The sequence below is a fragment of the Polaromonas sp. genome (genome assembly GCF_018780625.1).
Lineage (GTDB): Bacteria > Pseudomonadota > Gammaproteobacteria > Burkholderiales > Burkholderiaceae_C > Polaromonas.
This window is the reverse complement of record NZ_JADMJK010000054.1, coordinates 1-26,670: the sequence shown is the minus strand read 5'-3', so window position 1 is coordinate 26,670 and position 26,670 is coordinate 1. Positions and strand designations below refer to the sequence as shown.

The window sequence follows — 26,670 nt, the reverse complement described above, 5'->3', positions numbered from 1 at the left end:
TCGAATTCCGGGCATTAAATTGCTGATATTTCTTGTCTTAAAGTGTACGATACATGAAAATATGTTCAATTTAATGAATTGAATTTGGCCTGGCCAGATTAAAAACAGGGGAGGCCGTGATTGCGTTGAAACACCATGAACAAAGTGCGCACGCCATGAAAACGGGACCCGAAGGTCCCGTTGACAGTGCCTGGTTTTGGATCAGCGTTTGGCGACCTTGATGTCGGTCGCCTCCAGGTCCCAGGTGGTGGGTGTCTTGCCTTCGTCGCGCAACTGGTATTTCAAGATGCGGCCTTGCGGATTCTTCGGCAGGGTGTCCCGGAACTCGATATAGCGCGGCAGCGCGTAGTAAGGAACAGCGTTGGTGGACCAATGGAACAAAGCCTCATGCGTCAGCGTGGAACCCGAATTGAGGATGGCGGTGACCTTCACGTCATCCTCGCCTTTGTCGGAAGGAACCGCGTGAACCGCCACCTCGGCAATATCGGGGTGGTTGGCAAAGGCCGACTCCATCTCAAAGCTCGAGATGTTTTCCCCGCGCCGGCGCAAATAGTCTTTCTTGCGGTCCACGAAGTAGAAAAACCCCTCGTCGTCGAATTTTCCAATATCGCCCGTATGAAACCACATGTTGCGCATCAGCTTGAGCGTGTCTTCCGGACGCCGCCAGTAGCCCATGAACATGATGTCCGGGCGCTGCGGACGGCAGACGATTTCGCCGGCGGTATTGGCTGGCACTTCACGATCCAGGTCGTCAACGATGCGCACGTCGAAATCGGGAATGCGCTTGCCCGACGAACCCGGCGCGGCAGGGTTCCCAGCCGCCAGCGAGGTAATGACGCAGGCCTCGGTCAGGCCGTAGCCGTTGCCGCCGACCAGTTTGGCGCCAAAACGCTCACGCCAGATATTCTTGTTCTCTTCGGTGAATGGATTGCCGCGCACTGTATGAATCTGGCCGAAACAGCGCTTGGCCGCCTCGGTGTCGGGCGCATTGGCCAGCAAGCCGCCCATGCCGCCGAGAATCGACGCGATGGTTGCGCCGCTGCGCTCGACCTCGGGCCAGAAATTGGACACCGAAAAGCGCGGAATGATGGCGACCCGGGCGCCGACCAGGATGTTCGAAATGATGCCGACCGCCAGCGCATTCATGTGAAACAGCGGCAGCGGGGTGATCGTCACGTCTTCGGCGGTCGCTGGTCCGGCACGCAGTTGCAGGCGCGCCAGGTTGCACATGAAGTTGTAGCTGATCATGCAGCCCTTGGACGGTCCGGTGGTGCCCGAGGTGTAGATCAGGCTGGCCAGTTCCCAGGGGTTCGGCTTGGTGGGCAGGGGCGTGTCGTCGCTGCCGCGGTGCGCGTCGAGCGCGGCCAGCGGCACGGCGCCACAGGAGGCCTCAAGGCTGGCGCCGCGATGCAGCACCTGCCTGACCTCGGCCAGCAGATGCGCGACCAGGCCAATGCGCTCGACATAGCCCGCTTCGCAGATCACCAGCGCGGCGCCGGCATCTGCGATCTGGTGGCGCAAAAAGTCACCGCGCAGCGCTGTGTTGATCGGCACATGCACGGCGCACAACTTGTTCACGGCCAGCCAGGAAATCACCGCGTCGATGTTGTTGTCCAGCATCGTGACGACGGTTTGACCCGCCTGAATGCCCAATACGGCCAGAGAATTAGCCAGACGAGTCGAAAGTTCATCAACTTGTCGATATGTGTACAGTTCCCCCGAAAAATCGAGCAAAACCCGCTCAGGATGCGCCATCACAGCGCGTTCGAGTGCGGCGATCACGGTGTCTTGTTCACCGAGCGACCATGAATCCAAATTTCCAGTGCCCATCTGTCATCCTCTCGCTAAAAGCATTGAGGGAAGCCTCAATAATTCTAATAGAAGAATCAAATTCTATTATCGATATGCCGTTAAACATCTACGGGGAAACCCTAGACCGTATTCCAAAACAATTTTTTAAGGAAAGAAACCAATGAACAGTCCAACCCTCAAGCGTGTTGTGAGCAAACCGAAGACCCGGTCAGCAACCCTGATCAAGCCTGTGCCGCCTGTCGTGGTGCCGATGGAAACACGGGCATCCAAAGCCTTGGGCAGCGCAGATGTCACGGCTGCAGAGCCGGCCGAAACCGCCGTGATTTCGATTGAAACCCGGCGCCGACGCGGCAACCGCCGCTCCGAGCAAACCGTTGACAACATCCTCATGGCCACCGAGGAGGTGATTCTCAAATCGGGCGCAGATCGCATCTCCATCCTGGAGGTCTGCAATACGGCGGGCGTGTCGCGCGGGACTTTCTATCGCTACTTCGCCTCCCAGGAGGAACTGCTCGACGCGTTTTCCAGGCACAGGCGAGAGAATTTTCACAAGTCGCTGACGGAAGCCCTGACGCCCTGCACCGACCCGGATCAGCGGTTCGCCACGATGGTCGAATTTGTCGATGCCTACCTGGCAAGCGGCCGTTCGCGGCGCATGCTGCTGGTGGCGCCGGAGTTCGCGCTGAAGTTTTTCAAGCGCATCTTTCACGATGCCGTGGTTCGCTTTCAGGACCTTCTCGGCCCGGTGTTCGATGCCTGGGATGAACGCCTCGATTCCAAGCTCGATCGCGAGTTGATCTGCGAGCTGATCGTGCGCTTCATGCTCAGTGAACACCTGATCGGTGACGACTCCGACCGGCGAGCCATGCCCAGGCGCATCGCACGGCTGGTCGAGTCGCTGCGCCGTGGCGGTGGGGGACTGGCCCGGCGCTGAACGAGCCGGTCAGGGGGAATTAGCAGGTGATGTGGAGGCCTTCAACATGCAAATTTTAATAAAGTTAAACACATTTGCAAAATATGACTAAACTTGGCATGATGTCGCACGTCTGAACCTGTTTTCGATCTCCTGGATTTTCTCTGGGGTGTGTTGATCGCGGTTCTGGCAAGCCCTTCGCGGCCTCACAAGCCGCGCCCACATTACTCAGGAGACCTCCATGCTTATCGACCTTCATGCCCATGCACCGCATCCCGACTATTACGACCAGGACCCGTACTGGGGACCGGCCTTTGAGTCGCAACCCGACGGCGACATCAAGCTGCGCGTTGGCGACTGGATCCTGAGCCTGGGCGCGCCCGAGCGCAAGGCTGCGCTGCGCAAGGCCAAAGCCGAAGGCAAGGCGCTGAGCGTCAATGAATACACCTCGCGCTGGCGCGATCCCAACACCCGCCTGGCCGGCATGGATGCCGCCGGCCAGAACGCCCAGGTGGTGTCGGTGCCGTCGCACTGCTACATGTACTGGACCGAACTGGACTACGCGATTCCGTTTGCCCAGAAGGTCAACGATGTCCTGGCCGAATACTGCTCGGCAGCGCCTGACCGCCTGATGTACTGGGCCCAGGCTCCCCTGCAGAATCCGGTGGAAGCGGCTAAGGAAATCCGCCGTGCCTGCACCCAGCTGGGCGCTAAGGGCCTGGGCGCGGGCGGCTCGAACTTCGGCGGCCTGGAATTCGACTCCAAGGAGATGGACCCGGTCTGGGAAGCGCTGTGCGACCTCGATCTGCCGATGTTCGTGCATGGCTACAACCAGTCGGTCACCTGGGGCGACAAGGCCAACACCGACCGCTACGAGACCACAGCCATCGTCGGCATGAACTACGACGAAACCAAGGCCTTCTGGTACCTGGTCAATGGCGGCGTGTTTGACCGTTTCCCCAAGCTCAAGGTGTACATCACCCACGGCGGTGGCTTTGTGCCCTACCAGCTTGGCCGTCTGGCGCAGACCAACCCGAACCTGGATGTATTCCACAACAAAAAACCCGTTCTGGACTACCTGCGCAACTTCTATTTCGACGTCGAGCTGCACGAGTTGCCCATGCGCCAGGCGCTGATCGAGGTCATTGGCGCCGATCGCATCCTGTACGGCAGCAACTTTGGCGGCAGCGACGCCATCCGGCACGACCTGACCGATGGGCTGAAATTGTCGGATGACGACCTGCAAAAAATTCGCTGGAAGAACGCCTGCGAGCTGCTGCATCTGGACCCCGCCAAAGTCGGCGCAACCGCCACCAAGCCAGCGGTGAGCGCATGAAAATCGCACGCTGCACAGACGGCGTTGCGCCGTTCTGGGCCGTGGTGAACACCGAGCGCGGCGAAGTCACGCCGATTGCCGGTGCGTTTGCCGACTGGGCGCCCGCGCTGACGCGCGGCGAAGGCGCTAGCGCGCTGCAGATGGCCGGCCCGGCCCGGCCGCTGGCCGGCGTTCGGTTGTTGCCGCCCATCGAGAAAGTCAACCGCGTGATGGTGGCTGGCGCCAACTACGCCAAACACCTGGCGGCCGACTTTGGCATGAAGTCGCACCACCAGCCGATTGCATTCCTGAAAGCCTATGGCGCGCTGATCGGGGCCAACGACCCGATCCGCTACCCACCATTGACCCGCGAACTCGATCATGAGGTCGAGCTGGTGGCGGTGATTGGCGCTGGGAAGGTGGATCGCCAGAACCCGCTGTCTAGCGTGCTGGGCTACACCGTCGGCAACGACGTCAGCGCGCGAGACCTGCAACGCAGCGGGCCGCCTGGCGTCGGCATGGACCTGTTCGCGGCCAAAAGCCAGGACCGCACGACAGGACTTGGGCCGTGGATCGTCACGCGTGATGAGTTCCCCGAAGGCAGTCCCAAGTTGCGCCTGCGCCTGAAGGTCAACGGCGAGACGCGTCAGGATGCCTCGTCTGGCGACATGACCTGGGACGTGGCCGAACTGGTGCGCTTCGTTGACGAGCGCTCGACTTTTGAATGCGGCGACGTGCTGTTCACCGGTTCCCCCGAGGGCACCGGCCATGGCACCGGCCGCTTCCTTAACCCTGGCGATGTGGTGGAGGCAAGCGTGGAGGGCATCGGCACCTTGTGCAACACGGTCTCGGCCATCGAACCTGCATGAACGGAGAAAAAATATGAGCTTACAGAACAATAAAGTGGTGGTGGTCGGGGCCGGGCTGATGGGCACCGGCATTGCCCACGCCTTTGCCGCTTCCGGCTTTGCAACCACGCTGGTGGACAGCAACGGCCAGGCGCTGGACCGTGCGCAACAGGCGATTCACAAGATCCTCGATGACGGCGTCAAGCTCGGCAAGATTGAGGCGGCGGCCGCCGAGGCGGCCAAGTCCTGCCTTGCGATGCAGCCCGACTTGACCGCCGCAGCGGCGGGCGCGCACCTGCTAATCGAGACCGTGTCGGAAAACCTGGCGGTCAAAAAGGCCGTGGTGACGCAGGCGGCGGCCGAAATGGCCGACAACGCGATTTATTCGACCAACACCTCGGCCCTGAGCGTCACCGAAATCGCCACGGCAGTCGCTTCTCCGGAACGCGTGGTGGGCATGCACTTTTTCAATCCGGTTCACAAGATGAAGCTGGTCGAACTGGTGCGCGGCCTGGCCACCAGCGACGAAACCGTGGCGACGATGCGCGCATATTGCGAAGCGATCAACAAGCAGTCGATCGTGGTCAGCGAGTCGCCCGGCCTGACCACCAGCCGCATGTCGGCGCTGGCCGGCAACGAGGCGATGTGGATGCTGCAGGAAGGCACTGCCACCGCCGAGGACATCGACACTGCGCTGCGCCTGGGATTCAATCACCCGATGGGTCCGCTCGAACTGGGCGACCTGACGGGCTGGGACACCCGGCTGGCGGTGCTGAAATACCTGCACCAGACTTTGGGCGACAAGTTTCGCCCGTGCCCGCTGATCATCAAGATGGTCGCGGCCGGGCGTTACGGCCGCAAGACCGGCCACGGCGTCTACAAGTATGAAAACGGCCAGCGCGTGCCGGGCTCCGGCATGAAGGGAAGCGCGCTGTGAGCCGCGATGTCGTGATTGTCGGCGCCGCGCGCACGCCGGTCGGCAAGTTCCGGGGCAGCCTGGCCGGCGTTCGCGCCGACCATCTGGGCGCGCTGGTAATTGACGAACTGGTCAAGCGCGTCGGCCTGAGCCCCGAGGTGGTTGACGATGTGATCTTCGGCTGCGTCACGCAAATCGGCGAGCAGTCGGCCAACATCGCCCGTACCTCGCTGCTCGGTGCTGGCTGGCCGGTGTCGATTCCCGGCCTGACGATTGACCGAAAATGCGGCTCGGGCGAAGCGGCCGTGCATGTGGCGGCTGGCCTGATCGCCTGCGGCGCGGCCGACGTGGTGGTGGCTGGCGGCGCTGAAAACATGAGCCGCGTTCCCATGGGCAGCAACCGCGACCTGCATGGCGAGGCTTTCGGCTGGATGGCTGCTGGGCGCTATGAACTGACCGGCCAGGGCGAAGCCGCCGAGCGCCTGTGCGATAAGTGGCAGCTCAGTCGCGAATCGCTCGATGCGTTTGCGGTGGAAAGCCATCGCCGAGCCACCGCAGCGGCGGCGGCAGGCTGGTTCAAGAGCGAGATCGTTCCGGTGCCGGTGGCCCAACTGCGGGAAAAATCACTCGAAGGCGACGCTCCGCTGTTTGTCGCCGACGAAACCATTCGCCCCGGCACAGCCGCCGAGAAGCTGGCCACGCTGAAAAGCAGCTTTCGCCCCGACGGCCGCCTGACCGGCGGCAATTCGTCGCAAATCTCCGATGGCGCGGCCATGCTGCTGCTGATGTCGGCCGACAAGGCTCAATCCCTGGGCGTCAAGCCGCGCGCCCGTGTCAGAGCCGTCGCCACGGTCGGCTCTGACCCGACGCTGATGCTGACCGGCCCGATTGCTGCGACGCGGCTGGTGCTGGTCAAGGCCGGGCTGACGCTCGACGACATCGATCTGTTCGAGGTCAACGAAGCCTTCGCGCCAGTGCCCCTGGTCTGGATGAAGGAAGTCGGCGTGTCGCACGAAAAGCTCAACGTGAATGGCGGCGCCATCGCGCTCGGCCATCCATTGGGTGCCAGCGGTGCGCGCATCATGACCTCGCTGCTGCATGAGATGGAGCGCCGTGGCGCCCGCTACGGCCTGCAGACGATCTGCTGCGCCGGTGGCATGGCGACGGCCACCATCATTGAGCGACTCTAGCCCGGCACCGGCCATGGCTTTGCTGCCGATGATTCCGCTGGCGGATTTTCCGCCGGCGCTGGCGCAAGCGGTGGAGCGGGGCGTGCAGACCCGCATGCTCAGCTCCACGCTGCCGATCCAGGTGTGGGCGCACCGCCCGGCGCTTGCGCAGGCCTGGCTGGCCACGCTGGACCAGATGCACATCCACGGCATTCTCGATGCGCGGCTGCGCGAACTGGTGCGGTTGCGCATTTCCGCCTTCACCACCTGCCGCGCCTGCCAGGTCGCGCGCAAAAGCGGTGAAGTGAGTGAGACGGATATCGCCTGCCTCTCTTCGGAGGACGCTCGTTTTAGCGCGACTGAACGTGCTGCCCTGCGCTATGCCGAACTGTTTGCGTCGGACCCGCTGTCGATTGATGAAACCATCTTTGCCGAACTGGCCCTCTATTTCACGACCCCGGAAGTGGTGGAACTCAACATGTTTTGCGCGCTGATGCTGGCCGGTGGCCGCATGACCCAAGCGCAGCGCGCCTATGAAGCCTGAAGCGGCGACGGCTGACATCAGCCGATCGACCGTGATGGCGCTGGTGGCCTGCCAGGTGGGCCTGCACGGTTGCCTCAATGGCGCCCGCATGGCGATTCCCCTGCAAGCGCTGCAGCAGGGACTGGGTGCCACCGTTCTGGGCATGCTCATGGCCCTGTTTGCGGTGCTTCCGGTGTTACTGGCGCTGCCGGCCGGGCGCATGGCCGACCGCCTCGGTTATCACCGGCCGGTGCATCTGGCTCTGGCGCTGTCGTTCGCCGGGGCGCTGGTGGCCGCATCGTCCGGGCATCTTCTGGCGCTGTGCATCGCCGCGCTGCTGGTCGGCGCAGGCTCCAGCCTGGGCATGATCGCGCTGCAGCGCAGTGCCGGCCGGCTGGCCCGCAATCCGGCAGAGCGGCTGCGTATCTTCAGCTGGATTGCCCTGGCGCCCGCCATCGCCAACTTTGCCGGGCCGATGATGGCCGGCGTGCTGATTGACCATGCCGGTTTTCGCACTGCCTTTGCGGCCTTGGCGCTGCTGCCGCTGCTGACGCTGGTGTTCACCCGCTGGGTGCCGCGCGAAGACATCGTCCCAAAGCCAAAGTCGGCTAACGCAGGACCGCCTGCAAAAGCCTGGGACCTGCTGCGCCTGCCCGACTACCGGCGCCTGCTGTTCATCAACTGGCTGATTGCCGCGACCTGGGATGCGCACAGCTTCGCCTTGCCCATCCTGGGCCACGAACGGGCCTTGAGCGCCTCGGCCATCGGCATGGTGCTGGCCGCTTATGCCATTGCTTCTGCGGCCGTTCGCCTGCTGATCCCGATGGTGGCCGAACGCTTGTCACCGCGCCTGATGATGGGCGTTGCGCTGGCCATGACGGCGGCCATGTTCGGGGTGTATCCGCTGCTCGATAGCGCCTGGGCCATGGCCGGCTGTGCCGCCTTGCTGGGTATCGCCTTAGGCGCAATTCAGCCGGCGGTGATGTCCACGCTGCACCAGGTCACGCCACCGGATCGCCAGGGCGAAGCGATAGGCCTGCGCACGACCTTTGTCCATTTGTCCACGCTGGTGATGCCGCTGACGTTTGGCGCCATAGGCGCTGCGCTCGGGGTGGCGCCCGTGTTCTGGGTCACCGGTGCCGTGCTGTCTCTGGGGGCCTGGCAGGCCATGCGCCTGCCCAGGGCCTCCTGAATTGGAGCGCATTGGTTTTTGATGGCCAGCAAACAATTTTAAAGCATCAAATAGGCCTCTGGCGCAGGCACAAACTGTACAAGCAGCTATTAATTCAGTAGCAAAGACTGCTGGCTGTCTTAAACACCTTGATTGCAAGCCAGGTGGTTTTTCGTCAGCAGGTTCAGGGCGCGTCCGCAAATCCCCTGAACTGGCTGGTATCTACCGTTTCGCCTGCCGGTGGCTTGAGAAAGTAGCAGACATACAGCCGCCCCGGCTCAAAGCGGTAGGTCTCAATGCTCTCAATCGACTGGTCCGTGCCATTGATCAGGTTGCCATGCTGGACCGCCGCCTCATGGCCGTTGATGATGGTCATGCCCACTTGCAGCGTGATCTGGTGGTTGTGCTTGTCCCACATCTCCTCGATCACCAGCCAGCCGTCTTCCTGCCGGGGCCGGCCGGCGTACTGGATGTCCAGCAATTCGGGTGCCATTTCCCGGTACAGGGCCATGAAGCCAGCCTTGTCATGCCGGTTCCACGCTGCCACCTGGCCGGTCATGAAGTTCTCGATACGGGCTTGATCAATATTGTTCATGGTGCTGGCGCTCAGGGTTGCTGGATGAAATAACGGACGACGACCCGGCCGGCGTCAAAGCTGTACAACTCGATGGTCTCAATGGCCATCGCCGTGCCGCGCACCTTGTTGCGGTTGTGGCAGGCCGCTTCATCGCCATTGATGATCATCAGCACTTCTTCGATTTCAATCTTGGCGCTTTGCTGCGCCCACATGCCTTCCAGCACCGGCCAGCCGTCGCTCATCGGCCGGCCGACATATTCAATCTGCAGGCCGTTGGGCGCTGCCTTTGCGTAGGCGGCGAAAAAGCCCTCCTTGTCGCCCGCATTCCAGGCCTTGACCTGGGCGTGTAAAAAATCCGCGATGGCTTGTTTTTCCATGTTTTTCTCGATGGTGGTTAAAGATCAGTGTTCGGCTAGGCAGCGCGCGGTCCACAAGACAGGTCTTTCAAAATGGCACGCTGGCGTGCGGGGCGATCAGCCCTGGCCAGGTAGGCATCGAGCACCACGCTGGGCCCCAACAACGGGCGTGCTTGCTCAAACAGGCTCATGTAAAGAATGTCCACTGCGGTAAAACGCTCACCCAGGATGTAGGAGCCGGAAGCCAATATGGTGTGGATGTGCTCCATCATCGCGTCGTTCAAATGTGACATGGCCGCGTCTTGTTCCAGCAGTTTCTTGCCCTTCATGTAAACCAGGGGTTCGGTCAGGCCGACCTGGTAGAACAGCCAGGTGAGGTAGCGGGCGCGCAACGGGTGGCCCACCGGCACGCCCACTTCGGCATGCGGAAACAGGTCAGTCAGGTAGAGCGCGATGGCGCCCGTTTCGGTGACCACCTGGCCCTGGTGCGCCAGTGCCGGGGTGTAGCCATGGGGATGCGGGTTGCGTGGATCGGCATGGCTGCCGTCAGCCTCAGGGTAGCTGACCACTTCGACCTGATAATCGGCGCCCAATTCTTCGAGCAGCCACAAGATGCGCGACGAGAACGATCCGGGGGCATGGTAGAGCATCAACATGGCTTGGTGCTAGCAGTTTTCAGGCTCTCGCCGGTGTCCTCAACACAGTCAAATGTCGTCGGTGTCTGATGACAGAGCATTTCTTTATATTTCCCAAGCATGGTTATTCCCTTCCTCTGGCCTTTGTTTGCGGTCTGTTCTTGTCATTTCATGGACTGGCGGTTCAAGTCAGGACTTGCGTTCCCGTCGGACTTGTCTTGACGGGTCAAAGATCAGCACCACGCACATTGCGCGCGGTGCCGTTGCGGCAATCCGATTCGCCCCAGCCGAACCAGCGGTCGGGTTCGCGGGTGTCGCCGACGCGGCGCCAGCGGCCTTCCTGTTGCGCAGTGATCGGGAAGCCGCCCACAAAGTCGATCATTTCGCCCTTGGGGCAGGGCAAGAATTCCCATTCCTCCTGGCCATCGAGCACGATGCAGGCGCTTTCGACGAAATAGCTGCCTTCCTTGTGCCTCACACTGGCTTCGATGTCGGTAGTGGTGCGAATCTCGCCCTTGTCATTCTGAAAAATGGCGTATCCCAGGTTGTCATGGCCCACCATGAAGGAGCCGACATCCCAGCTGCCGTCCTGGTAAATCGTCGCGAAAGACCACCAGAGCACATGCATGTGGTTGTTGACCACCAGGTCTTTCTTGAAGTGGACGGCGCCGCCTTCGGCCATGTACACCTGGTCGAAAACCATCATGCCCTTGACCTGCCGGCCATCGCAGGTGCCGGCGATGTCGAAAATCTGCGAGACGTAGAAGGTTCCCCATTCCACGCCGGGCAAATACCACTGCATCCCGTTGCCCATCAGCGGTCCGCTCAGGTCGAACAACCCGTCCTCCTGCCAGCGGATGCCGTCGGCGCCGGCCCGGATGTTCCAGGGCGTTCCCGGCTCGCCTTCCAGGCTGGACCAGCAGGCGGTGTCGCCGTCCAGCCAGCGCTGGGGAAACAGCGTCATGGCGCGCGGCGTCATGCGTGACTTGTCGATGCGCAGATGCTCGCCGTCCAGCCGGGTGGACTGGTAGATGAACTTGGTCGGGTTCGGCGTGCTGCCGGGTTCATTGACGGCGCGCACAAAGGCGTAAATCTCGCCCTCGTCGTCGCGCACGCAGCCAAACGGCATGCCCTTGGTGATCTTCAGGCCGAAAAAGCCGCGCAGATCGTGCATCGCACGGCCGCTGACCTGGTGCGGCGCCACCAGCACCTGGTAGGCAAAGTCACCGCGCTCGGGAAGGGTCTTGAAATGCTTCATGTCCGTAAAGTCCTGATCACTTGGGTGATTTTTAAGGTTGATGCGAGGCAGTCTATCGATGGATTACGCTGTGCACGCAGCCATCGTTTGACCCCAGATCAAATTTTCATTAAACAAATTTAAGATTAGTGTATAAATTTACTTGATGGCATCAGGGTAAGCCCGGGGCAAATCATTTAATTGAAAAAGGAGACAAGGACATGGATTTAATTCAAGACAAAGTTGTGATGATCACCGGCGCCAGCAGCGGCATCGGCGAGGCCTGCGCGCGCCGGCTGGCGCAGCATGGCGCCAGGCTGGTGCTGGCGGCGCGGCGCACCGACCGCCTGGCCCGGCTGGCCGAAGAATTCGGCGAAAACACGCTCTGGGCAGCGGCTGATGTGACCAGGGTGGAGGAACTCGAAGCGCTGGCGACGGCGGCACGCGAGCGCTTTGGCCGCATCGACGTGCTGATCAACAATGCCGGCATCATGCCCATTTCAATGCTGGCGCAGGGCTGCGTTGACGACTGGAGCCGCATGATCGACGTCAACATCAAGGGTGTCCTCCACGGCATCCATGCGGTGCTGGGCGGCATGCTGGCGCAGGGCAGCGGACACATCATCAACATCTCATCGGTCGCCGGGCTGACGGTCGGCCCGGGAAGTGCGGTCTACTCGGGCACCAAGTTCGCGGTGCGCGCCATCAGCGAAGGCTTGCGCCAGGAATGCGTTGGCAAGGTCCGGGTGACCACGATCTGCCCCGGACTGGTGGCCAGCGAACTGACCGAGAGCATCACGATTCCGGCTTTCAAGGAGCGGGCGCAAAAGCTGTATGAAGGCGCGATCTCCGCCGATGCCATTGCCGATGCGGTGGTGTATGCCATCGGCCAGCCGGATCAGGTGGCCGTCAATGAAATCGTGGTCCGGCCGTTGTCGCAGAGTTTCTGAGCGGGCAACGCCGGCCTAAAATGGGCCGGCTGGCGACGCAGGCAATGGGCCGCAGGGTTGCCATGCTTCACCGAGATTGCCACGCCATGCCCCTTTCCGATGCCGAGACAACCACGTCACCCTCCAAGAAGCGCGCAACGATCACCCGGTTGCTGAAGGAGGCGCGCCAGGCGTTTTCCGAGAAAGGCCTGGCAGGTGCGCGCGTGGATGAGATTGCACGCGCCGCAGGCGTGACCAAGCAGCTGGTCTACCACTACTTCAGCAGCAAAGAAGAACTGTTCGCCAGCGTGTTGGACGAGTCGGCGCAGGATGTGCTGGCCGATCTGCTGGCGCTGGAACTCGATCACCTGCCGCCTACCGTTGCCCTGCGCGTTTTGCTGGAGCATTCCTTTGACCAGTACCGCAGCGACCCGGCACTGGGTGCGCTGGCGCAGGAGGGTTTGCGCTTTCACGAACACAACGTGGTCCATCGCAACCACTTTAGCGACATGGCGCCGGCCCTGGTGACCCAGATGGAGCGCATCCTGCGGCGCGGCGCGGCCAGCGGCGAATTCCAGCAAGGCGTCGATGCACGCCTGTTTTGCGCTGCCTCGGCCCTGGTCACGACCGGAGGGTTCACCAATCGCTACACCGTGTCGGCAGTCGCCGGCTTTGACACGACTTCGCCCGGAGGTATTGCCGCCTGGCGCCAGTTCTCGGTTGATTTTGTTCTGGCCTCCATCCTGGCGGGCAACCGTCCCGTGTTGCAGCGGCCCGCCCTGCACGACCAGCACCCAGCCTGCGAAATATGAGCGCAGCAATGAAAGTCAGTAGGAAAGTAGCGGTCGATTCGGTAGATCGACGCTTGTATTCCGAATTTAAGTGAGTCACAATTGAATTATGTGTTCAATATAATTTCATTGACAAGGGACCAATCCATTGTTGATCCCTTTGAACTCAGCACATCAACCATTAAGGAGACCTGATGAGCAAGCCTGAAACGACCACGCTTGAGAGCGCTTATGCCGGTGTAGCCGACAACTACAAGGGCAGCGATGTGGATCTGCATGCGATCTACCGTGACATGCGCAAGAATTCGCCGGTGATCGCCGAGAACTTCATGGCCCGGCTGGGCGTTCCCAGCATTGCCGGCCTGGATGCCAACCGGCCGACCTTCACGCTGTTCAAGTACAAGGATGTGATGGCGGTGCTGCGCGACGCCACCAACTTCACCAGCGGCTTCATTGCCGAAGGGCTGGGGGCATTTTTCGACGGCCTGATTCTGACCGGAATGGACGGCGACGAACACCGCAAGGCGCGCGCCTTGCTGCAACCTGTCTTCATGCCCGATGTGGTCAACCGCTGGCGCGATACCAAGATGGACCCCATTGTGCGCAATGAGTACATCCTGCCCATGCTGCCGGGCAAGCAAGCCGACCTGATGGATTTCGGGCTGCATTTCCCGATCCGGCTGATCTACTCGCTGATCGGCTTTCCCGACAACCGGCCCGAGCAGATCCAGCAGTACGCGGCCTGGGCGCTGGCCATCCTGGCCGGCCCGCAAGTCGATGCCGAGAAGGCTGCGATGGCGCGAAAAGCCGCCATGGAAGCGGCCCAGTCGCTGTACGACGGGGTGAAGATCGCCGTGGAGCAAGTCCGCAAGGACGGCGCGCAGGGCGACGACCTGATCAGCCGCTTGCTCCGTGCCGAGTACGAGGGGCGCCAGCTCGATGACCACGAAGTCACCACGTTTGTGCGTTCCTTGCTGCCGGCTGCGGGCGAGACCACCACGCGCACGTTTGGCTCGCTGATGACGCTGCTGCTGGAGCGCCCGGCGGTGCTCGAACGTGTGCGCAACGACCGCAGCCTCGTGGGCAAGGCGATTGACGAGGCGGTGCGCTTTGAGCCGGTCGCAACCTTCAAGGTCCGCCAGGCCGCGAAAGACCTTGAAATTGGCGGTTTCCAGATTCCCAAAGGTGCGATGGTCCAGTGCATTGTCTCGTCGGCCAACCGCGACGAAGACGCTTATGAAAACAGCGAAACCTTCGACATCGACCGCAAACCCAAGCCGTCGTTCGGCTTCGGCTTCGGCCCGCACATGTGCATCGGCCAGTTCATCGCCAAGTCCGAGTTGCAGGTGGCGGTGAATGCCATTTTGGACCTGCTGCCCAATATCCGGCTTGACCCGAGCAAGCCGGCGCCGAAGATTGTCGGTGCCCAGCTGCGCGGGCCGCATTCACTGCCAGTGATCTGGGACTGAAAAAGGGCGACATGATGTCGCCTTTTGTTCTTGTGCATCTGCCGTGAGGCTTGGAGCGAAACCGTTTTAACCAGTAGACGACTTTTTAGCATCAAATAGGCCTCTTGCGCAGGCATGTATTGCGCGAGCAGCTATGAATTAAGTAGCAAAAAGTGGCCGGGCACCTTGAATTCCACGATTCAACTTTAGGTGGTGACGCTCTAATTCTGGGTCGCGGGCAGGTGCACGACCAGTCCGTCGAGTTCCGCGCCCATTGTCAGCATGCACGACAGCCGGCTGTTCGGGCGGCGCGGCTCGGCCGTGCAGTCCAGCATGGCATCTTCCATCTCTTCCATGGGCGGCAGCCTGGCGAGCCAGGATTCTTCGACATAGACGTGGCAGGTGCAGCACTGGCAGGCGCCGCCGCAGTCGCCGTTGATGCCGGCCAGGCCGCGCTCCAGCGCGTTCTGCATGACGGTGCCGCCTGGCTGGACCTCGATGTCCGAGCGCAGGCCCAGATGGCTGATGTATGAAAGTTGGGGCATTTTTTATCTCCTGATGAATTGGACGGGCCGCGGCGAACTACAGTGACCGGCTGATGATTTCCTTCATGATCTCGGACGTTCCGCCATAGATGCGCGACACGCGGGCATCGACCCAGGCGCGGCTGATCTTGTATTCGCTCATGAAACCGTAGCCGCCGTGCAGCTGCAGCAACTCGTCGAGCAGTTTTCCCTGCATCTCGGAGCCCAGCAGCTTGCACATCGCGCCGACCTCTGCCGACAGCTCGTTGCGCATCGCCTTGGCCAGGCAATCGTCGACGAACACGCGCAGCATGGTGACCTGCGCCTTGACTTCGGCCAGCTTGAAACGGGTGTTCTGGAAGTCGAACACCGTCTTGCCGAAGACCTTGCGGTCGCGCGTGTACTGGATGGTTTCGTCGAGCAGCGCCTCGACCGAAGCCGCCGCGCGAATCCCGATGATGGTGCGTTCCCAGGCCAGCTGGTGCGTCAGGTACTTGAAGCCCTGGTTTTCTTCGCCCAGCCGGTTTTCTGCCGGGACGCGCACATTGTCGAAAAACAGTTCCGACGTGTCCTGGCCCTTGAGGCCGATCTTTTCCAGCAGCTTGCCCTTGGAAAAACCGGGGCGGTCTTCTTCGACGCAAATCAGCGTCAGGTCCTTGGCCTGCGGGTCGAGCTTGGTCGCGGTGACTATCAACCCGGCATTGCCGCCATTGGTGATGAAGGTTTTCTGGCCGTTGACGATGTAGTCATCGCCCTCGCGGCGGGCCGTGGTGCGCATCGAGCGCAAATCGCTGCCGATGCCGGGCTCGCTCATCGCGATCACGCCGATCAGCTCACCGCTGACCATGCGCGGCAGCCAGCGCTGTTTTTGTTCTTCGGTGCCGTAGGCGACGATGTAAGGCGCGACGATTTCGGAATGCGTCGTGAAGCCGATGGCGGTGGCATTGACGCGCGCCAGTTCCTCGATCATCACCGCCGAATGGCCGAAGTCGCCGCCAGCGCCGCCGTATTCTTCCGGCACGGTGGAGCACAGCAGGCCGATTTCGCCGGCCATGCGCCAGATGTCTTTCGGCACGATGCCGGCATGCTCCCACTCGTGCAGGTGTGGCACGATTTCCTTGTCGATGAAGCGCCGCGCCTGTTCGCGGAATTGTTCGTGGTCTTCGCGGAATACAGATCGCATGGTCATGTCCTGGAGGTCAACTGAAGGGGGAGGGCGGACCGCGTTCAGCGGTCTTTATAGACAGGCTTGCGCTTGTCCAGGAAGGCGTTCACCGCTTCCAGATGGTCGTCGGTGTGGTGCGCCAGCGCCTGGTAGGCGGCCGAGAGTTCGAGCAGCGAGTCCAGCCGCATGTGCTGGCCTTCGCGCAACAGCCGCTTGGTCAGGCGCAGCGCATGCGAAGGATTGCCGGCGATGCGCTGGGCCAGCGCCTGGGCATGGGCCTGCAACTGGTCGGCGGGAACGATTTCGGCGACCAGGCTCCATTCGAGCGCCTTCGCCGCGTCGATGGTGTCGCCGGTGAAGGCCATCAGGCTGGCGCGCTGCATGCCGATGACGCGCGGCAGCAGCCAGGCGCCGCCGTCGCCTGGCACGATGCCGACCTTGACGAAGCTTTCAGCAAACAGCGCCTTGTCCGATGCAATGCGGATGTCGCACATGCAGGTCAGGTCGAGACCGGCGCCAATGGCCGGGCCGTTGATGGCGGCGATGACCGGCACGTCGAGTTCGTACAGCGCCAGGGGAATCTGCTGGATGGTGTTGCGGTAGCTTTCGCGCACCTCAAAAGGCGAGCCGGCAAAGATGCCGCCCCGGTCGCGCATGTCCTTGACATTGCCGCCGGCGCAAAAGGCGCTGCCTTCGCCCGTCAGCACCAGGGCCTTGATCGAGCTGTCGCGCCGGACTTGGTGGCACAGGTCCACCAGTTCGAGCATCTGCGCCGGCTCGGTCAGCGCGTTGCGCGTCTCGGGCCGGTTCATGCGGGCGGTGACGACACCGCCATCGCGCTCAATGATCAGAAAAGGCTGGCTCATGGGCTTGCTTTCAAAAAACGGGCGGGCTAGTTCAAGACTGCCCGAAATGATGGCTGGCCACAGCGTGACTGTGCCGGCCTGGCCGGAACGCAGCGACCCTTGGCTCCGCAATGGACCCGGGATCGCTGCGTGGACAGCGTTTTACAGCGCCGTTTGCGCGTCAGCCGCCTCGAACATCTTGTTGATGTCGCCCGACGTGACGGGCTTGTTCGGGTCGCGCAGGGGAGCCGCGCCGCCCATGCCCAATGCCGGCTCGATGCTCACATGCTTGGCCTGGGCGCGCAGGGCGCCGACAGTGCAGTTTTCACGCCCCAAAATGGCGAACGGGTCATACGAGAACTCGCGCATGGTGTTCAGGTGGGTGATCTTGTTGATCACGTCATCGGGCAGATGCTGGGACTGGCGCCAGAACACATTGGCCGACTCGGGCCAGGTGCAGTCGGAATGCGGGTAGTCGCATTCCCAGGTCACCTTGTCAACGTTCAGCGAATCGAGGTTTTTCAGGCCGAATTCATCTTCGATGAAGCAGGTGATGATGTGTTCGTTGAAGATGTCGCTCGGTTTTTTGTCGCCGAAGTTCGACATCGTCCAGGCATTGTGGTGCTGGTGCGTGAAGTTGGCCCGCTCCAGCAGGTAGGGAATCCAGCCGATGCCGCCTTCGGACAGCGCCATGCGCAGCTTGGGGAACTTCTTCCACATGGGCGCCCAGATCCAGTCGGCCGCCGAATTGGAAATCGAGATCGGCATGGAAGTGATCCAGGCGTCGATGGGCGATTCGTCGGAGGCATGAGCCGCCTTGACGCCGGTGCCGATGTGGCAGCAGATCACGACGTTGTTGTCGGCGCAAGCTTTCCACAGCGGGTCCCAGCGGTCATTGTGAATCGAGGGGAAGCCATGGACCGTCGGGTTGTCGGACAGCGTCAGGGCATGCACGCCGAGCTTGGCCATGCGTTCGACTTCGGCCGCTGCGGCCTGCATGTCCCACCAGGGAACGATCATCACCGGGATCATGCGGCCCGGTGCGGCGCTGCACCAGTCGTGGAAATGCCAGTCGTTGTAGGCCTGGATGGCGGCCAGTGAAACCCCTTTGTCGGGGTAGCTCTGGAAGCGCTGGCCGGCAAAACCGGGGAAGGTCGGAAAGCACAGCGAGCCCAGCACGCCATTGGCGTTCATGTCCTCCACGCGCGCCTTGATGTCAAAGGTTCCCCGGCGCATCTGGTCGTAGCCCAGCGGCTCCATGCCGTACTCTTCCTTGGGCCGGCCGACGACAGAGTTCAGGCCCATGTAGCCGGTGGCGATTTCTTCAAAAACCCAGACGTCGCGGCCATTGGCCTTCACGACCTTGGGTTCGCGGCCTTTGTACTTCGCCGGCATATGGCGGGTAAAGGCGTTTGGCGGTTCAATCACGTGGTCGTCCACGCTGACCAGAATCAGGTCGTCCAGTTTCATCGAGTGCCCCTAGGAGTAAAAGGCCGCCGTGGGTCGGCTGGCCAGGTTGATATTGCGTTCGTGCTGGCTATGTTAGCCAAAGTTCTGAACATAATCAAACTATCTGTTCATATTAATCAGCTAAAAACAGCAAACCTAGGGTTAACGATGACGTGAGCGCGCCTGACTTGCCGTGACAAGGCTGAGCTGAAGTCAGGGGATTCAGAACAGGATGGATTCCAGCCGGTGCCCCAGGTCGCGCACCGCTTCGCCCAGGGTTTCAACTTGAGCTTCGTCGCGGTCCCCGCGAATCATGACCGTGGACACGGTGAAGGCAATGTTGCCGCTCGGATCGCAGACAGGTGCAGCAATGGCAAGAACTCCGTTGGCGAAGTAGCCGTCATCGCTGGCCCAGCCACGGCGCCGGGCCAGGTTGACTTCCGCCAGGTAACTGTCGAAGGAAATCGGCCGGGCCCAGCGGATCTGCTCGAACGCTTCGCGTATCTGTTCGTCGTCCAGTCCGAGCCGGCCGGTGAACAGTCTGCCGCTGGCGCCCATGAGGATGGGCAGGCGCTGCCCGGTAGGCATGTTGATATGCAGGTTGGTCGGGCTGGACTCTGACCTGATCAGCACGATGCGGTCGGTGCCCAGCCGTCGCCAGAGCGTCACTGTGACGCCAAACTCGGCAGCTAGGTCGTGCATCAACGGGGAAGCCAGTTCAATGCGCTGGCCACGCGTCACCAGCTGCTCGACCAGCCGCGCCAGCCCCAGCCCGGCCGAGTAGGTCTTTGACAGCGGGTTGAAATCGACGACGTCCTCGGCAACCAGGGTTCGCAGGATGTTGAAGCAGGTGCTGGAATTGATCGACAAGTGGCGCGCAATGTCGGCGGCGCGCTCGGGCGTTCCGGTCTGGGCGAGATAACGCAGGATGCTGACGGCATTGACGACGGGCCGGACAATGACGGCCCGCGTTGCAGATTTTCCCTCGGCCGGCAGGACTGTCTTGGATTTGGGCTTTCCCCTGGGTGTTGCGTGTAATTCCATGGCGGTGGTTTTAGGGTTCATGGTTTGGCCGTTATGGGAGGGACTCTGCATGTACCGCATGCAGAAAGCCTTTGTTTCGGATGCTTGCTCGGTGACGTGTCTTGCCGTTTTAACACGATTCTATATACAGAAACTTGGTCTGATATGTGAATTGCCGTGCAGGAAGTCTTATCTACTCTGCACAGAAGGTCGAGCGGCCTGTTGAAAGGGTTTGTACCTATACAGTGCTTAACACTTTATCAATAAATGTGCATATACTTTGTCTGATGAAGACTTGCCACAAGCCAAAGGAGATGACATGAGTTCTGACAAAAAGATGGTGCTTCGCGTTAGCGCAGACCGCAGCCGGTGTTGTGGCTATGGCTTGTGCGCCCAACTGTGCCCGCAGGTCTACAAGCTCGATGCTGACGGTCTTGTCTATCTGGAAACTGACGTCGTGCCCCCGGAGCTTGAAGAAGAGGCCCGCGAAGGTGCCGCTGCCTGTCCTGCCGAGGCACTGGCTGTCGAGATCGTTCCAGAATAACCCGTCGGGTGAAAGCGAGTTTGAATCCCATGGGACGTATTGAAGGCAAGGTTGCGCTGATCAGCGGAACGGGTGGCGGTCAAGGCAGGGCAGCGGCGCTGCGCTTTGCCCGCGAAGGTGCCAAGGTGTTCGGTTGCGACCTGAACGCCAGTGCCCAGCAGGAAACGCTGGATTTGATGCAGGCCGAGGGTCTTCAGATGGCGGGCAGCGGCAGCGTCGATCTTGGCGACCCGGCGCAAGCCAGTGCTTGGGTTGAAGCGGCGGTGGCCGAATACGGACGCATTGACATTCTTTACAACAACGCATCTGCCGCGCGCTTTGCCTCGATTGCTGACATGTCTATAGAGGACTGGCAGTACACGCTGCGCAATGAGCTGGACATTGTTTTCTTTCCCACCAAGTATGCGTGGCCGCACCTGGCCGTGCGCGGGGGCGTCATCATCAACATCTCGTCGGTGGCTGCCTGGGGTGCATCCACGGTCACCGGTATCGGCGCCCATTCGGCGGCCAAGGCCGGGGTCGTGGCGGTCACGCGCCAGATGGCGATCGAGGGCGTGAAGAGCCGCATCCGTGCGGTAAGCATCAGCCCGGGCGTGATTGCCACGCCGGGAACCCTGCCTTTCCTGAGCAACCCGGCCACACGCTCGATATTGCTCGACGGTGTTCCGATGGAGCGGCCCGGCGAATCCGACGAGGTGGTGGCCACCGCGCTGTTCATTGCTTCTGACGAGGCTTCCTACATCACCGGCACCGACATCGTGGTTGACGGCGGCATGCTCGCCGTCTGACCTCTTGCGCTTTCGGGAATACGCCACAAAGCGTCCGAAGCATCGACAAAACGACATCAAGGAGACATCATGGACATCATTGGCATGGGCTATCTCGGCTTCGAGTCAAGCAATCTGGACGCCTGGAGAAGCTACGGGCCGGAAGTGATGGGCTTTCAGATCGGTCCTTCACCCGAGGCTGACCGTGATTCGCTGTATTTCCGCATGGACGACCGCCGCCACCGGCTGGCGTTTCATCCCGGCAAGGTGGACCGCCTGGCCTATGTCGGCTGGGAAGCGCGGGGCAAGCTTGAATTTCGCGCGGCAACGCAGAAATTCCGCGACGCTGGAGTGCAGGTCACGGTTGGCGACGCGGCGCTGTGCGAGATTCGCGGCGTCAAGGAAGTGATCCGCTTTCGTGACCCGGTGGGCAACCAGCACGAACTGTTCTACGGCCAGAAGTGGATGCCGCGCTCCTTTGTGCCGGGCCGCCCGCACGGCGGCTTCGTGGCCGATGCACGGGGTATGGGCCACGCGGTCATCATCACACCGGAGTTTCCGCCTGAGCTTGAGAGCTTCCTGACTGAATTGATGGGCTTTCATTACTACGGCGCCGGCGCAGGCAAGGGAAAGACCGCGTTTTACCGCGCCAAGCTGAACAACGAAACCAGCCACGACATCGCCTTTGGCCATGGCCCCAACAAGGCGGGCATCCAGCACGTCGGGCTTTTTGTCAAGAGCCTGCGCGATGTCGGGGAAACCTACGACATCGTCAAGAAGCGCCAGCTGCCGATGATGATGACGCTGGGTGCGCATGTGCAGGACCCGCATGTGTCGTTCTATCACTTCTCGCCGGGCGGCTTTGCGTTCGAGGTGATCACCGAACTGGAGCCCTGGCACAACGACGGTTTCGAGTTGAACCCGGAAAAGCTCAGCACCTGGGGTCATGAACTGGTCGGCCCCATTTTGGGCGCCAGCGTCCGAACGCCGGAAGAAGTGCTTGATGAAGAAGGTCTGGCCATCCTCAATCGCCTGCGCCAAAACGCCTGAAGGCTGGCGGGTTTCGCCAGCCTTCAGAATCTCAATTCATGTGAAACAGTAGGCAGCGGCGCCGCTGCCCGCCATCACTCCTGCGCAATGGCAGCCGCTTCACCTCGCAGGCGGATGGTTTCATGGAAATCACGCTTGAGCGTCGGGTAATAGGCAATCTGGCCACCCATGCCGCCAGCGATTTCGATGGATGCCGCGCTGATGAAGCTGGCATATTCGCTGGACAGGAAAAGCGCCATGCCGGCCACGTCCTCGGGTTTCCCGAAACGGCCAATTGGCACCACCTTCAACACCATGGCGTCGAATTCCTCGCGGGTGCAGCCGGGCGGCATTTCCCTGAAATGGCGGTCCCACTGGCCGGTGTCTATCCAGCCCATGTTCAGCGTGTTCACCAGGATATTGTCTTTTGCCAGCGACATGCCGAGTGACTTGGACATCGCGATGCAGGCCGCGCGGTTGACCACCGACGGAATGCCATCGGGTGTCGGGTACACGCCGGCCAGCGCATTGATCTCGATGATCCGGCCCCAGCGCTGCTGGCGCATGTGTGGCACCACCGCCTGAACAAAGCGGAAATGGCCCATTTGCAGCACGTTGGCATGCTCCAGGATTTGCTCCGGCGTCAGCGTGTCGATATTGCCGCCCTGGCCCTGGCCGGCGTTGTTGACCAGCACGTCGATACCGCCCCAGGCGGCCGCGATTTCTTCGACGAAACCCTTGACCCCGGCGGTGTCCGTGACACTGACCGTCCGGGCGATCACGTCTTTCGCACCGCACAGTTGGAGGTCATCGCCTGCGGCCTTGACGGCCGCTTCGTTGCGCGCGCAAATCGCAACGCATGCGCCTTCGGCTGCGAAGGCACGCGCAATCGCCTGGCCGATGCCGCGTGAAGCGCCTGTCACGATCACCCGCTTGTTGCTCAAATCAATCTGCATAAATGGTCGCTTTCTTGGGCATCTGGTTCAGCCCATTTGGGATTAATTTATTAGTCTAAACACTATTTGTAAATGTGTTTATATTTTCTTTGATCTTACCGTTTGAGAAGCGGTTTTTGCCAGACAAACTCAAGTGGAGTTGACTGCCGTTGGCAAAACAGTTTCTCTGGTCAGGCTTGTCAGGATCATTTAAAAAGCGTGCGTTCTGGTCACCTTGCCGGGCTCGAAGCTCCTGCAGACATTGGCGTAGAAAGGCCATTGACTTCTCCTCAAATTCGCTTGGCGAACTACAGCGCGGCGATCAATTCCGGCACGGCGGTAAACAGATCGGCTTCCAGCCCGTAGTCGGCCACGCCGAAGATCGGCGCCTCGGCGTCCTTGTTGATCGCCACGATCACCTTGGAGTCCTTCATGCCCGCCAGGTGCTGGATGGCGCCCGAGATGCCCACGGCCACGTACAGCTGCGGCGCGACGATCTTGCCGGTCTGCCCGACCTGCCAGTCGTTGGGTGCGTAACCGGCATCGACCGCCGCGCGGCTTGCGCCCAGCGCGGCGCCGAGCTTGTCGGCCAGCGGCTCCATGACCTCGTGGAACTTCTCGTTCGAACCCAGCGCGCGCCCGCCCGAGACGATGACCTTGGCCGCCGTCAGCTCGGGCCGGTCGCTCTTGGCGATTTCACTGCCCAGGAAGGACGACTTGCCGCTGTCGGCCACGCCACTTTGCGTTTCAATGCTTGCCGCGCCGCCGGTGACAGCGGCGGCGTCAAAGCCGGTGGTGCGCACCGTGATGACCTTGACCGCGTCCAGGCTCTGCACGATGGCAATGGCGTTGCCCGCGTAGATCGGGCGCTCGAAGGTGTCGGCGGCATCAACCTTGGTGATGTCCGAAATCTGGCCCACGTCGAGCAGCGCCGCGACGCGCGGGGCGATGTTCTTGCCGCTGGCCGTGGCGGGAAACAGGATGTGGCTGTAGCTGCCGGCCAGGGCCACCACCTGCGCGGCCATGTTCTCGGCCAGGCCGTGGGCGAAGTGCTCGCCCTCGACATGGATGACTTTGGTGACGCCGGCTATTGTGGAGGCGGCTTGCGCAGCGGCGCTGGCGTTCAGGCCGGCCACCAGCACATGCACGTCGCCGCCACACTGGCTGGCGGCGGTCACGGTGTTCAAAGTCGCCGGGCGGATGCTGGCGTTGTCGTGTTCTGCAATGACTAAAGCGGTCATGGTAGGGGTGCTCCGTTCTTGTTTAGATGACTTTGGCTTCGTTGCGCAGTTTGTCCACCAGCGCGGCGACATCAAGCACCTTGATGCCGGCGCTGCGCTTGGGCGGCTCGCTGACCTTCAGCGTCTTGAGGCGTGGGGCCACGTCGACGCCCAAGTCGGCTGGCTTGACGTTTTCCAGCGTCTTTTTCTTGGCCTTCATGATGTTGGGCAGCGTGACGTAGCGCGGCTCATTGAGGCGCAGGTCGGTGGTGATGATTGCCGGCAGCGTGAGCGACAAAGTTTCCAGGCCGCCATCGACCTCGCGCGTGACCTTAGCCACGCCCTCAAGCACTTCGACTTTCGAGGCGAATGTCGCCTGGCCCCAGCCCAGCAGGGCAGCGAGCATCTGGCCGGTCTGGTTGCAGTCGTCGTCGATGGCCTGCTTGCCCAGGATCACGAGCTGGGGTTGCTCTTTATCGACCAGCGCTTTGAGCAACTTGGCCACGGCTAGCGGCTGCAGTTCTTCGGCGGTCTCGACCAGGATGGCGCGGTCGGCGCCAATCGCCATGGCGGTGCGCAGGGTTTCCTGGCACTGCAGCACGCCGCACGAGACGGCGATGACTTCCGTGGCGACGCCCTTTTCCTTGAGCCGAACGGCTTCCTCGATGGCGATCTCGTCGAACGGGTTCATGCTCATCTTGACATTGGCGATGTCAACGCCCGAGCCGTCGCTCTTGACGCGGACCTTGACGTTGTAATCGACGACGCGCTTGACGGGGACAATGATTTTCATAGGGTGCTTTAAAAAAGTAATGAATTCAGTTGAAGAACTGCCGTTGACCAACTCTCTGATAAATGACCATCAACGTATTGAGGAAGCACTCGTTTTAACCAGCAAACAAAGTTTTAGCATCAAATATGACTTTAGTGAAAGACGGGTATGCAAAAGCAGCTATAAATTTGGTAGCAAAAGCTATCAGGTGTCTTGAGCGCCGTGATTGAAGGTCAGGGGAATTTCTCCGGGTTTGAATCAGATAGATCGCGATCAACGGGTGTGTGGCCCGGATAATTTCCAGGCACGACCCATGGTGCATTGAGGAAATTACACGGTGCGAATGAAATCCGAAAGCGACATATCGCCCTTCAGGACATGCTCGCCGACGACCCGGTTCCAGTAGGCTTCCGACCCATGGCTCATGCGCCACTCATGCAGGCGCCGGGTCAGCAATTGCAGGTCATATTCTTCCGTGACCCCAATCGCGCCGTGCAGCGCATGGGCGGTCGCGGCGACCAGCACGGCCGCTTCGCTGGTGCGTGACTTGGCCATCGCCGCGGCTAAAAGGGACGGTGTTTTCCCGGCGCCCTGAAAGGCCGCTTCTGCGGCAATCGACGCGGCGGCCGTGTGCTCGGCCATCACACTCAGCTGGTGCTGCACCGCCTGGAATTTGCCGAGCGACTTGCCGAACTGGTTGCGGTCGTTGCAATACTGCAGTGTCATTTCAAACAAACGGTTCATGGCGCCGCTAAGCAGGGCCGCATGCAGCGCTGCTGAAAAGCTTGGTAACAGCGCGCCGCCTTGCGCAGCGCGGATCACTTCGCTGTCGTTTTGCCAGGTGAGGTTTGCCGTCAGGCTGCGATGCACACCCGTGGCCTGGCGCTGCGCTGCGGCACAATGCAGCAGCAGCAATGTATCGCCATCATTGGCCAGCACGAAGTCAGCCATCATTCCATACGGTACCAATGCGCAGGTCATGCTCGCGTCGGTGTTGCGCCGGACGCCTGCGGCCAGCGTGATCATGCCCGGCGGTATCGCGAACTGTGACGCGACCAGCGCCCGGGCGACGATGGTCTGCGCCACCGGTACCGGCACCGCGTAGCGTCCAAAATGGCTCAGAATCGGAAACAGCTCGGCCAGGGAAAGTTCGGCCCCGCCGTCAGCTTCAGTGGCCAGAAGTTCCAGAAATCCGGCACCCGCCAGGGATTCCCATAAGGCGGTGGGTGAGCTACCCGCCTCAATGGAACGCACCACAACCGGCGTGCATTGGTCTTTGAGAATGTCTTCGATGGCTTCTGCAAACATGGGTTTTGTTCTTTCTTAGCGCAAGCCCAGACCACGCGCGATCATGCCGCGCAGGATCTCGCGCGTGCCGCCGCGCAGGGAGTAAGTAGGGGCAATCTGGCTGACATAAGCCACGGTCCGGTACAGGTCGGCATCGACCGGTGCCTGCGGGTCCATGGCGATGGCCGCTTCGATGAGGGACGGAATGCTTTGCTCGAATTCCGTCCCGATGTCCTTGATCAGCGCGGCTTCGACCACCGGGCTTTCGCCATTGACCAGCTTGCTGGTAACGGCAATCGACATGTTGCGCAGCGTCGCCAGGTGGGTGGCAAAGCGCCCGATAGTGGCGGCGTAGACTTGGGGATCAGGACTTTTTCGCAGACAGCTGATCCAGTGCTCCAGCAGCACGATGCTCGAATAGATGCGTTCCGGGCCGCTGCGCTCGAAGGCCAGTTCGGCATTGACCTGTG

At 61.3% G+C, this 26,670-nt stretch carries 28 protein-coding genes and 1 pseudogene; 13 read left to right on the top strand and 16 right to left on the bottom strand.

Annotation, left to right across the window (positions count from 1 at the left end; genetic code table 11):
• Nucleotides 1-201: 201 nt before the first annotated feature.
• Entirely contained in the window at nucleotides 202-1,830 is a 1,629-nt protein-coding gene (locus IV091_RS04775) for an ATP-dependent acyl-CoA ligase (RefSeq protein ID WP_293465840.1), read from the bottom strand.
• Between the two features lie 142 nt (nucleotides 1,831-1,972).
• Between IV091_RS04775 and IV091_RS04770 the strand changes: the two genes are divergently transcribed.
• The 7 genes from IV091_RS04770 (at nucleotide 1,973) to IV091_RS04740 (ending at nucleotide 8,688) form a co-directional block, all read left to right on the top strand.
• Nucleotides 1,973-2,746 (top strand): TetR/AcrR family transcriptional regulator, encoded by a 774-nt coding sequence (locus IV091_RS04770; RefSeq protein ID WP_293465837.1) that lies wholly within the window; start codon nucleotides 1,973-1,975, stop codon nucleotides 2,744-2,746.
• A gap of 220 nt (nucleotides 2,747-2,966) precedes the next feature.
• Nucleotides 2,967-4,061 (top strand): amidohydrolase family protein, encoded by a 1,095-nt coding sequence (locus tag IV091_RS04765; protein WP_293465834.1) that lies wholly within the window; start codon nucleotides 2,967-2,969, stop codon nucleotides 4,059-4,061.
• Nucleotides 4,058-4,909, top strand: a complete 852-nt coding sequence (locus IV091_RS04760) for a fumarylacetoacetate hydrolase family protein (RefSeq protein ID WP_293465831.1) — start codon at nucleotides 4,058-4,060, stop codon at nucleotides 4,907-4,909. Before IV091_RS04765 ends, IV091_RS04760 begins: the two co-directional genes overlap by 4 nt.
• Nucleotides 4,910-4,922: 13 nt before the next feature.
• Nucleotides 4,923-5,825, top strand: coding sequence for a 3-hydroxyacyl-CoA dehydrogenase (locus IV091_RS04755; RefSeq protein WP_293465828.1), 903 nt, complete (start codon nucleotides 4,923-4,925; stop codon nucleotides 5,823-5,825).
• Entirely contained in the window at nucleotides 5,822-6,994 is a 1,173-nt protein-coding gene (locus IV091_RS04750) for a thiolase family protein (protein ID WP_293465825.1), read from the top strand. The genes IV091_RS04755 and IV091_RS04750 overlap by 4 nt, the downstream gene beginning before the upstream one ends.
• Nucleotides 6,995-7,007: 13 nt before the next feature.
• On the top strand, nucleotides 7,008-7,517 hold the full coding sequence (locus IV091_RS04745) for a carboxymuconolactone decarboxylase family protein (protein ID WP_293465823.1): 510 nt from the start codon (nucleotides 7,008-7,010) through the stop codon (nucleotides 7,515-7,517).
• Nucleotides 7,507-8,688 (top strand): MFS transporter, encoded by a 1,182-nt coding sequence (locus tag IV091_RS04740; protein ID WP_293465821.1) that lies wholly within the window; start codon nucleotides 7,507-7,509, stop codon nucleotides 8,686-8,688. The genes IV091_RS04745 and IV091_RS04740 overlap by 11 nt, the downstream gene beginning before the upstream one ends.
• Nucleotides 8,689-8,851: 163 nt before the next feature.
• Here the strand turns inward: IV091_RS04740 and IV091_RS04735 are convergent, their stop codons facing one another.
• The 4 genes from IV091_RS04735 to IV091_RS04720 form a co-directional block, all read right to left on the bottom strand.
• Entirely contained in the window at nucleotides 8,852-9,262 is a 411-nt protein-coding gene (locus IV091_RS04735) for a nuclear transport factor 2 family protein (protein ID WP_293465819.1), read from the bottom strand.
• 11 nt (nucleotides 9,263-9,273) lie between these two features.
• Complete coding sequence (locus tag IV091_RS04730) at nucleotides 9,274-9,621, bottom strand: nuclear transport factor 2 family protein (protein ID WP_293465817.1); 348 nt, start codon at nucleotides 9,619-9,621, stop codon at nucleotides 9,274-9,276.
• A 35-nt stretch (nucleotides 9,622-9,656) separates the two neighbouring features.
• On the bottom strand, nucleotides 9,657-10,256 hold the full coding sequence (locus IV091_RS04725) for a glutathione S-transferase family protein (protein ID WP_293465814.1): 600 nt from the start codon (nucleotides 10,254-10,256) through the stop codon (nucleotides 9,657-9,659).
• A gap of 205 nt (nucleotides 10,257-10,461) precedes the next feature.
• Nucleotides 10,462-11,493 carry a hypothetical protein gene (locus IV091_RS04720; RefSeq protein ID WP_293465811.1) on the bottom strand — a complete coding sequence of 344 codons (1,032 nt, stop codon included), beginning with the start codon at nucleotides 11,491-11,493 and terminating at the stop codon, nucleotides 10,462-10,464.
• 200 nt (nucleotides 11,494-11,693) lie between these two features.
• On the opposite strand from IV091_RS04720, the gene IV091_RS04715 reads away from it, so the two are divergent.
• The 3 genes from IV091_RS04715 (at nucleotide 11,694) to IV091_RS04705 (ending at nucleotide 14,661) form a co-directional block, all read left to right on the top strand.
• Nucleotides 11,694-12,422, top strand: a complete 729-nt coding sequence (locus IV091_RS04715; protein ID WP_293465808.1) for an SDR family oxidoreductase — start codon at nucleotides 11,694-11,696, stop codon at nucleotides 12,420-12,422.
• An 86-nt stretch (nucleotides 12,423-12,508) separates the two neighbouring features.
• On the top strand, nucleotides 12,509-13,213 hold the full coding sequence (locus IV091_RS04710; protein ID WP_293465805.1) for a TetR/AcrR family transcriptional regulator: 705 nt from the start codon (nucleotides 12,509-12,511) through the stop codon (nucleotides 13,211-13,213).
• Nucleotides 13,214-13,386: 173 nt separating this feature from the next.
• Nucleotides 13,387-14,661, top strand: a complete 1,275-nt coding sequence (locus tag IV091_RS04705; RefSeq protein WP_293465802.1) for a cytochrome P450 — start codon at nucleotides 13,387-13,389, stop codon at nucleotides 14,659-14,661.
• A 200-nt stretch (nucleotides 14,662-14,861) separates the two neighbouring features.
• On the opposite strand, the gene IV091_RS04700 is transcribed toward IV091_RS04705, so the two are convergent.
• From IV091_RS04700 to IV091_RS04680, 5 genes are all read right to left on the bottom strand, one after another.
• Nucleotides 14,862-15,185 (bottom strand): 2Fe-2S iron-sulfur cluster-binding protein, encoded by a 324-nt coding sequence (locus tag IV091_RS04700; RefSeq protein ID WP_293465799.1) that lies wholly within the window; start codon nucleotides 15,183-15,185, stop codon nucleotides 14,862-14,864.
• A gap of 37 nt (nucleotides 15,186-15,222) precedes the next feature.
• The gene (locus IV091_RS04695) at nucleotides 15,223-16,347 is read right to left on the bottom strand and encodes an acyl-CoA dehydrogenase family protein (protein WP_293465796.1); all 1,125 of its coding nucleotides are present in this window, start codon (nucleotides 16,345-16,347) and stop codon (nucleotides 15,223-15,225) included.
• Nucleotides 16,348-16,391: 44 nt separating this feature from the next.
• Nucleotides 16,392-17,195 (bottom strand): crotonase/enoyl-CoA hydratase family protein, encoded by an 804-nt coding sequence (locus IV091_RS04690; RefSeq protein WP_293465793.1) that lies wholly within the window; start codon nucleotides 17,193-17,195, stop codon nucleotides 16,392-16,394.
• 141 nt (nucleotides 17,196-17,336) lie between these two features.
• Nucleotides 17,337-18,644, bottom strand: coding sequence for an amidohydrolase family protein (locus IV091_RS04685; protein ID WP_293465790.1), 1,308 nt, complete (start codon nucleotides 18,642-18,644; stop codon nucleotides 17,337-17,339).
• 201 nt (nucleotides 18,645-18,845) lie between these two features.
• Nucleotides 18,846-19,667, bottom strand: a complete 822-nt coding sequence (locus IV091_RS04680) for an IclR family transcriptional regulator (protein ID WP_293465787.1) — start codon at nucleotides 19,665-19,667, stop codon at nucleotides 18,846-18,848.
• Nucleotides 19,668-19,965: 298 nt separating this feature from the next.
• On the opposite strand from IV091_RS04680, the gene IV091_RS04675 reads away from it, so the two are divergent.
• The 3 genes from IV091_RS04675 (at nucleotide 19,966) to IV091_RS04665 (ending at nucleotide 22,007) form a co-directional block, all read left to right on the top strand.
• The gene (locus IV091_RS04675; protein WP_293465785.1) at nucleotides 19,966-20,190 is read left to right on the top strand and encodes a ferredoxin; all 225 of its coding nucleotides are present in this window, start codon (nucleotides 19,966-19,968) and stop codon (nucleotides 20,188-20,190) included.
• Nucleotides 20,191-20,219: 29 nt separating this feature from the next.
• Nucleotides 20,220-20,978 (top strand): SDR family NAD(P)-dependent oxidoreductase, encoded by a 759-nt coding sequence (locus IV091_RS04670; protein WP_293465783.1) that lies wholly within the window; start codon nucleotides 20,220-20,222, stop codon nucleotides 20,976-20,978.
• A 69-nt stretch (nucleotides 20,979-21,047) separates the two neighbouring features.
• Nucleotides 21,048-22,007 carry a VOC family protein gene (locus IV091_RS04665; protein ID WP_293465780.1) on the top strand — a complete coding sequence of 320 codons (960 nt, stop codon included), beginning with the start codon at nucleotides 21,048-21,050 and terminating at the stop codon, nucleotides 22,005-22,007.
• A 74-nt stretch (nucleotides 22,008-22,081) separates the two neighbouring features.
• Here IV091_RS04665 and IV091_RS04660 read toward each other — a convergent pair whose 3' ends face one another.
• From IV091_RS04660 to IV091_RS04635, 6 genes and pseudogenes are all read right to left on the bottom strand, one after another.
• Entirely contained in the window at nucleotides 22,082-22,942 is an 861-nt protein-coding gene (locus tag IV091_RS04660) for an SDR family oxidoreductase (protein WP_293465777.1), read from the bottom strand.
• Nucleotides 22,943-22,997: 55 nt separating this feature from the next.
• Nucleotides 22,998-23,201, bottom strand: coding sequence for a hypothetical protein (locus IV091_RS04655; protein WP_293465774.1), 204 nt, complete (start codon nucleotides 23,199-23,201; stop codon nucleotides 22,998-23,000).
• 28 nt (nucleotides 23,202-23,229) lie between these two features.
• Nucleotides 23,230-24,162: an electron transfer flavoprotein subunit alpha/FixB family protein gene (locus IV091_RS04650; protein ID WP_293465772.1), complete on the bottom strand. Its 933-nt coding sequence runs from the start codon at nucleotides 24,160-24,162 to the stop codon at nucleotides 23,230-23,232.
• Nucleotides 24,163-24,184: 22 nt separating this feature from the next.
• The gene (locus IV091_RS04645) at nucleotides 24,185-24,934 is read right to left on the bottom strand and encodes an electron transfer flavoprotein subunit beta/FixA family protein (RefSeq protein WP_293465770.1); all 750 of its coding nucleotides are present in this window, start codon (nucleotides 24,932-24,934) and stop codon (nucleotides 24,185-24,187) included.
• A 309-nt stretch (nucleotides 24,935-25,243) separates the two neighbouring features.
• Complete coding sequence (locus tag IV091_RS04640) at nucleotides 25,244-26,221, bottom strand: acyl-CoA dehydrogenase family protein (RefSeq protein ID WP_293465767.1); 978 nt, start codon at nucleotides 26,219-26,221, stop codon at nucleotides 25,244-25,246.
• A gap of 15 nt (nucleotides 26,222-26,236) precedes the next feature.
• Nucleotides 26,237-26,670 (bottom strand): annotated as a pseudogene (locus tag IV091_RS04635) (acyl-CoA dehydrogenase family protein); the annotation flags it as partial.

Excerpts from the sequence above, each read along its gene's own strand:
- IV091_RS04775 (WP_293465840.1), bottom strand. The coding sequence starts at position 1,830 with ATGGGCACTGGAAATTTGGATTCATGGTCGCTCGGTGAACAAGACACC.
- IV091_RS04770 (WP_293465837.1), top strand. The coding sequence starts at position 1,973 with ATGAACAGTCCAACCCTCAAGCGTGTTGTGAGCAAACCGAAGACCCGG.
- IV091_RS04765 (WP_293465834.1), top strand. The coding sequence starts at position 2,967 with ATGCTTATCGACCTTCATGCCCATGCACCGCATCCCGACTATTACGAC.
- IV091_RS04760 (WP_293465831.1), top strand. The coding sequence starts at position 4,058 with ATGAAAATCGCACGCTGCACAGACGGCGTTGCGCCGTTCTGGGCCGTG.
- IV091_RS04755 (WP_293465828.1), top strand. The coding sequence starts at position 4,923 with ATGAGCTTACAGAACAATAAAGTGGTGGTGGTCGGGGCCGGGCTGATG.
- IV091_RS04745 (WP_293465823.1), top strand. The coding sequence starts at position 7,008 with ATGGCTTTGCTGCCGATGATTCCGCTGGCGGATTTTCCGCCGGCGCTG.
- IV091_RS04740 (WP_293465821.1), top strand. The coding sequence starts at position 7,507 with ATGAAGCCTGAAGCGGCGACGGCTGACATCAGCCGATCGACCGTGATG.
- IV091_RS04735 (WP_293465819.1), bottom strand. The coding sequence starts at position 9,262 with ATGAACAATATTGATCAAGCCCGTATCGAGAACTTCATGACCGGCCAG.
- IV091_RS04730 (WP_293465817.1), bottom strand. The coding sequence starts at position 9,621 with ATGGAAAAACAAGCCATCGCGGATTTTTTACACGCCCAGGTCAAGGCC.
- IV091_RS04725 (WP_293465814.1), bottom strand. The coding sequence starts at position 10,256 with ATGTTGATGCTCTACCATGCCCCCGGATCGTTCTCGTCGCGCATCTTG.
- IV091_RS04720 (WP_293465811.1), bottom strand. The coding sequence starts at position 11,493 with ATGAAGCATTTCAAGACCCTTCCCGAGCGCGGTGACTTTGCCTACCAG.
- IV091_RS04715 (WP_293465808.1), top strand. The coding sequence starts at position 11,694 with ATGGATTTAATTCAAGACAAAGTTGTGATGATCACCGGCGCCAGCAGC.
- IV091_RS04710 (WP_293465805.1), top strand. The coding sequence starts at position 12,509 with ATGCCCCTTTCCGATGCCGAGACAACCACGTCACCCTCCAAGAAGCGC.
- IV091_RS04705 (WP_293465802.1), top strand. The coding sequence starts at position 13,387 with ATGAGCAAGCCTGAAACGACCACGCTTGAGAGCGCTTATGCCGGTGTA.
- IV091_RS04700 (WP_293465799.1), bottom strand. The coding sequence starts at position 15,185 with ATGCCCCAACTTTCATACATCAGCCATCTGGGCCTGCGCTCGGACATC.
- IV091_RS04695 (WP_293465796.1), bottom strand. The coding sequence starts at position 16,347 with ATGCGATCTGTATTCCGCGAAGACCACGAACAATTCCGCGAACAGGCG.
- IV091_RS04690 (WP_293465793.1), bottom strand. The coding sequence starts at position 17,195 with ATGAGCCAGCCTTTTCTGATCATTGAGCGCGATGGCGGTGTCGTCACC.
- IV091_RS04685 (WP_293465790.1), bottom strand. The coding sequence starts at position 18,644 with ATGAAACTGGACGACCTGATTCTGGTCAGCGTGGACGACCACGTGATT.
- IV091_RS04680 (WP_293465787.1), bottom strand. The coding sequence starts at position 19,667 with ATGGAATTACACGCAACACCCAGGGGAAAGCCCAAATCCAAGACAGTC.
- IV091_RS04675 (WP_293465785.1), top strand. The coding sequence starts at position 19,966 with ATGAGTTCTGACAAAAAGATGGTGCTTCGCGTTAGCGCAGACCGCAGC.
- IV091_RS04670 (WP_293465783.1), top strand. The coding sequence starts at position 20,220 with ATGGGACGTATTGAAGGCAAGGTTGCGCTGATCAGCGGAACGGGTGGC.
- IV091_RS04665 (WP_293465780.1), top strand. The coding sequence starts at position 21,048 with ATGGACATCATTGGCATGGGCTATCTCGGCTTCGAGTCAAGCAATCTG.
- IV091_RS04660 (WP_293465777.1), bottom strand. The coding sequence starts at position 22,942 with ATGCAGATTGATTTGAGCAACAAGCGGGTGATCGTGACAGGCGCTTCA.
- IV091_RS04655 (WP_293465774.1), bottom strand. The coding sequence starts at position 23,201 with ATGGCCTTTCTACGCCAATGTCTGCAGGAGCTTCGAGCCCGGCAAGGT.
- IV091_RS04650 (WP_293465772.1), bottom strand. The coding sequence starts at position 24,162 with ATGACCGCTTTAGTCATTGCAGAACACGACAACGCCAGCATCCGCCCG.
- IV091_RS04645 (WP_293465770.1), bottom strand. The coding sequence starts at position 24,934 with ATGAAAATCATTGTCCCCGTCAAGCGCGTCGTCGATTACAACGTCAAG.
- IV091_RS04640 (WP_293465767.1), bottom strand. The coding sequence starts at position 26,221 with ATGTTTGCAGAAGCCATCGAAGACATTCTCAAAGACCAATGCACGCCG.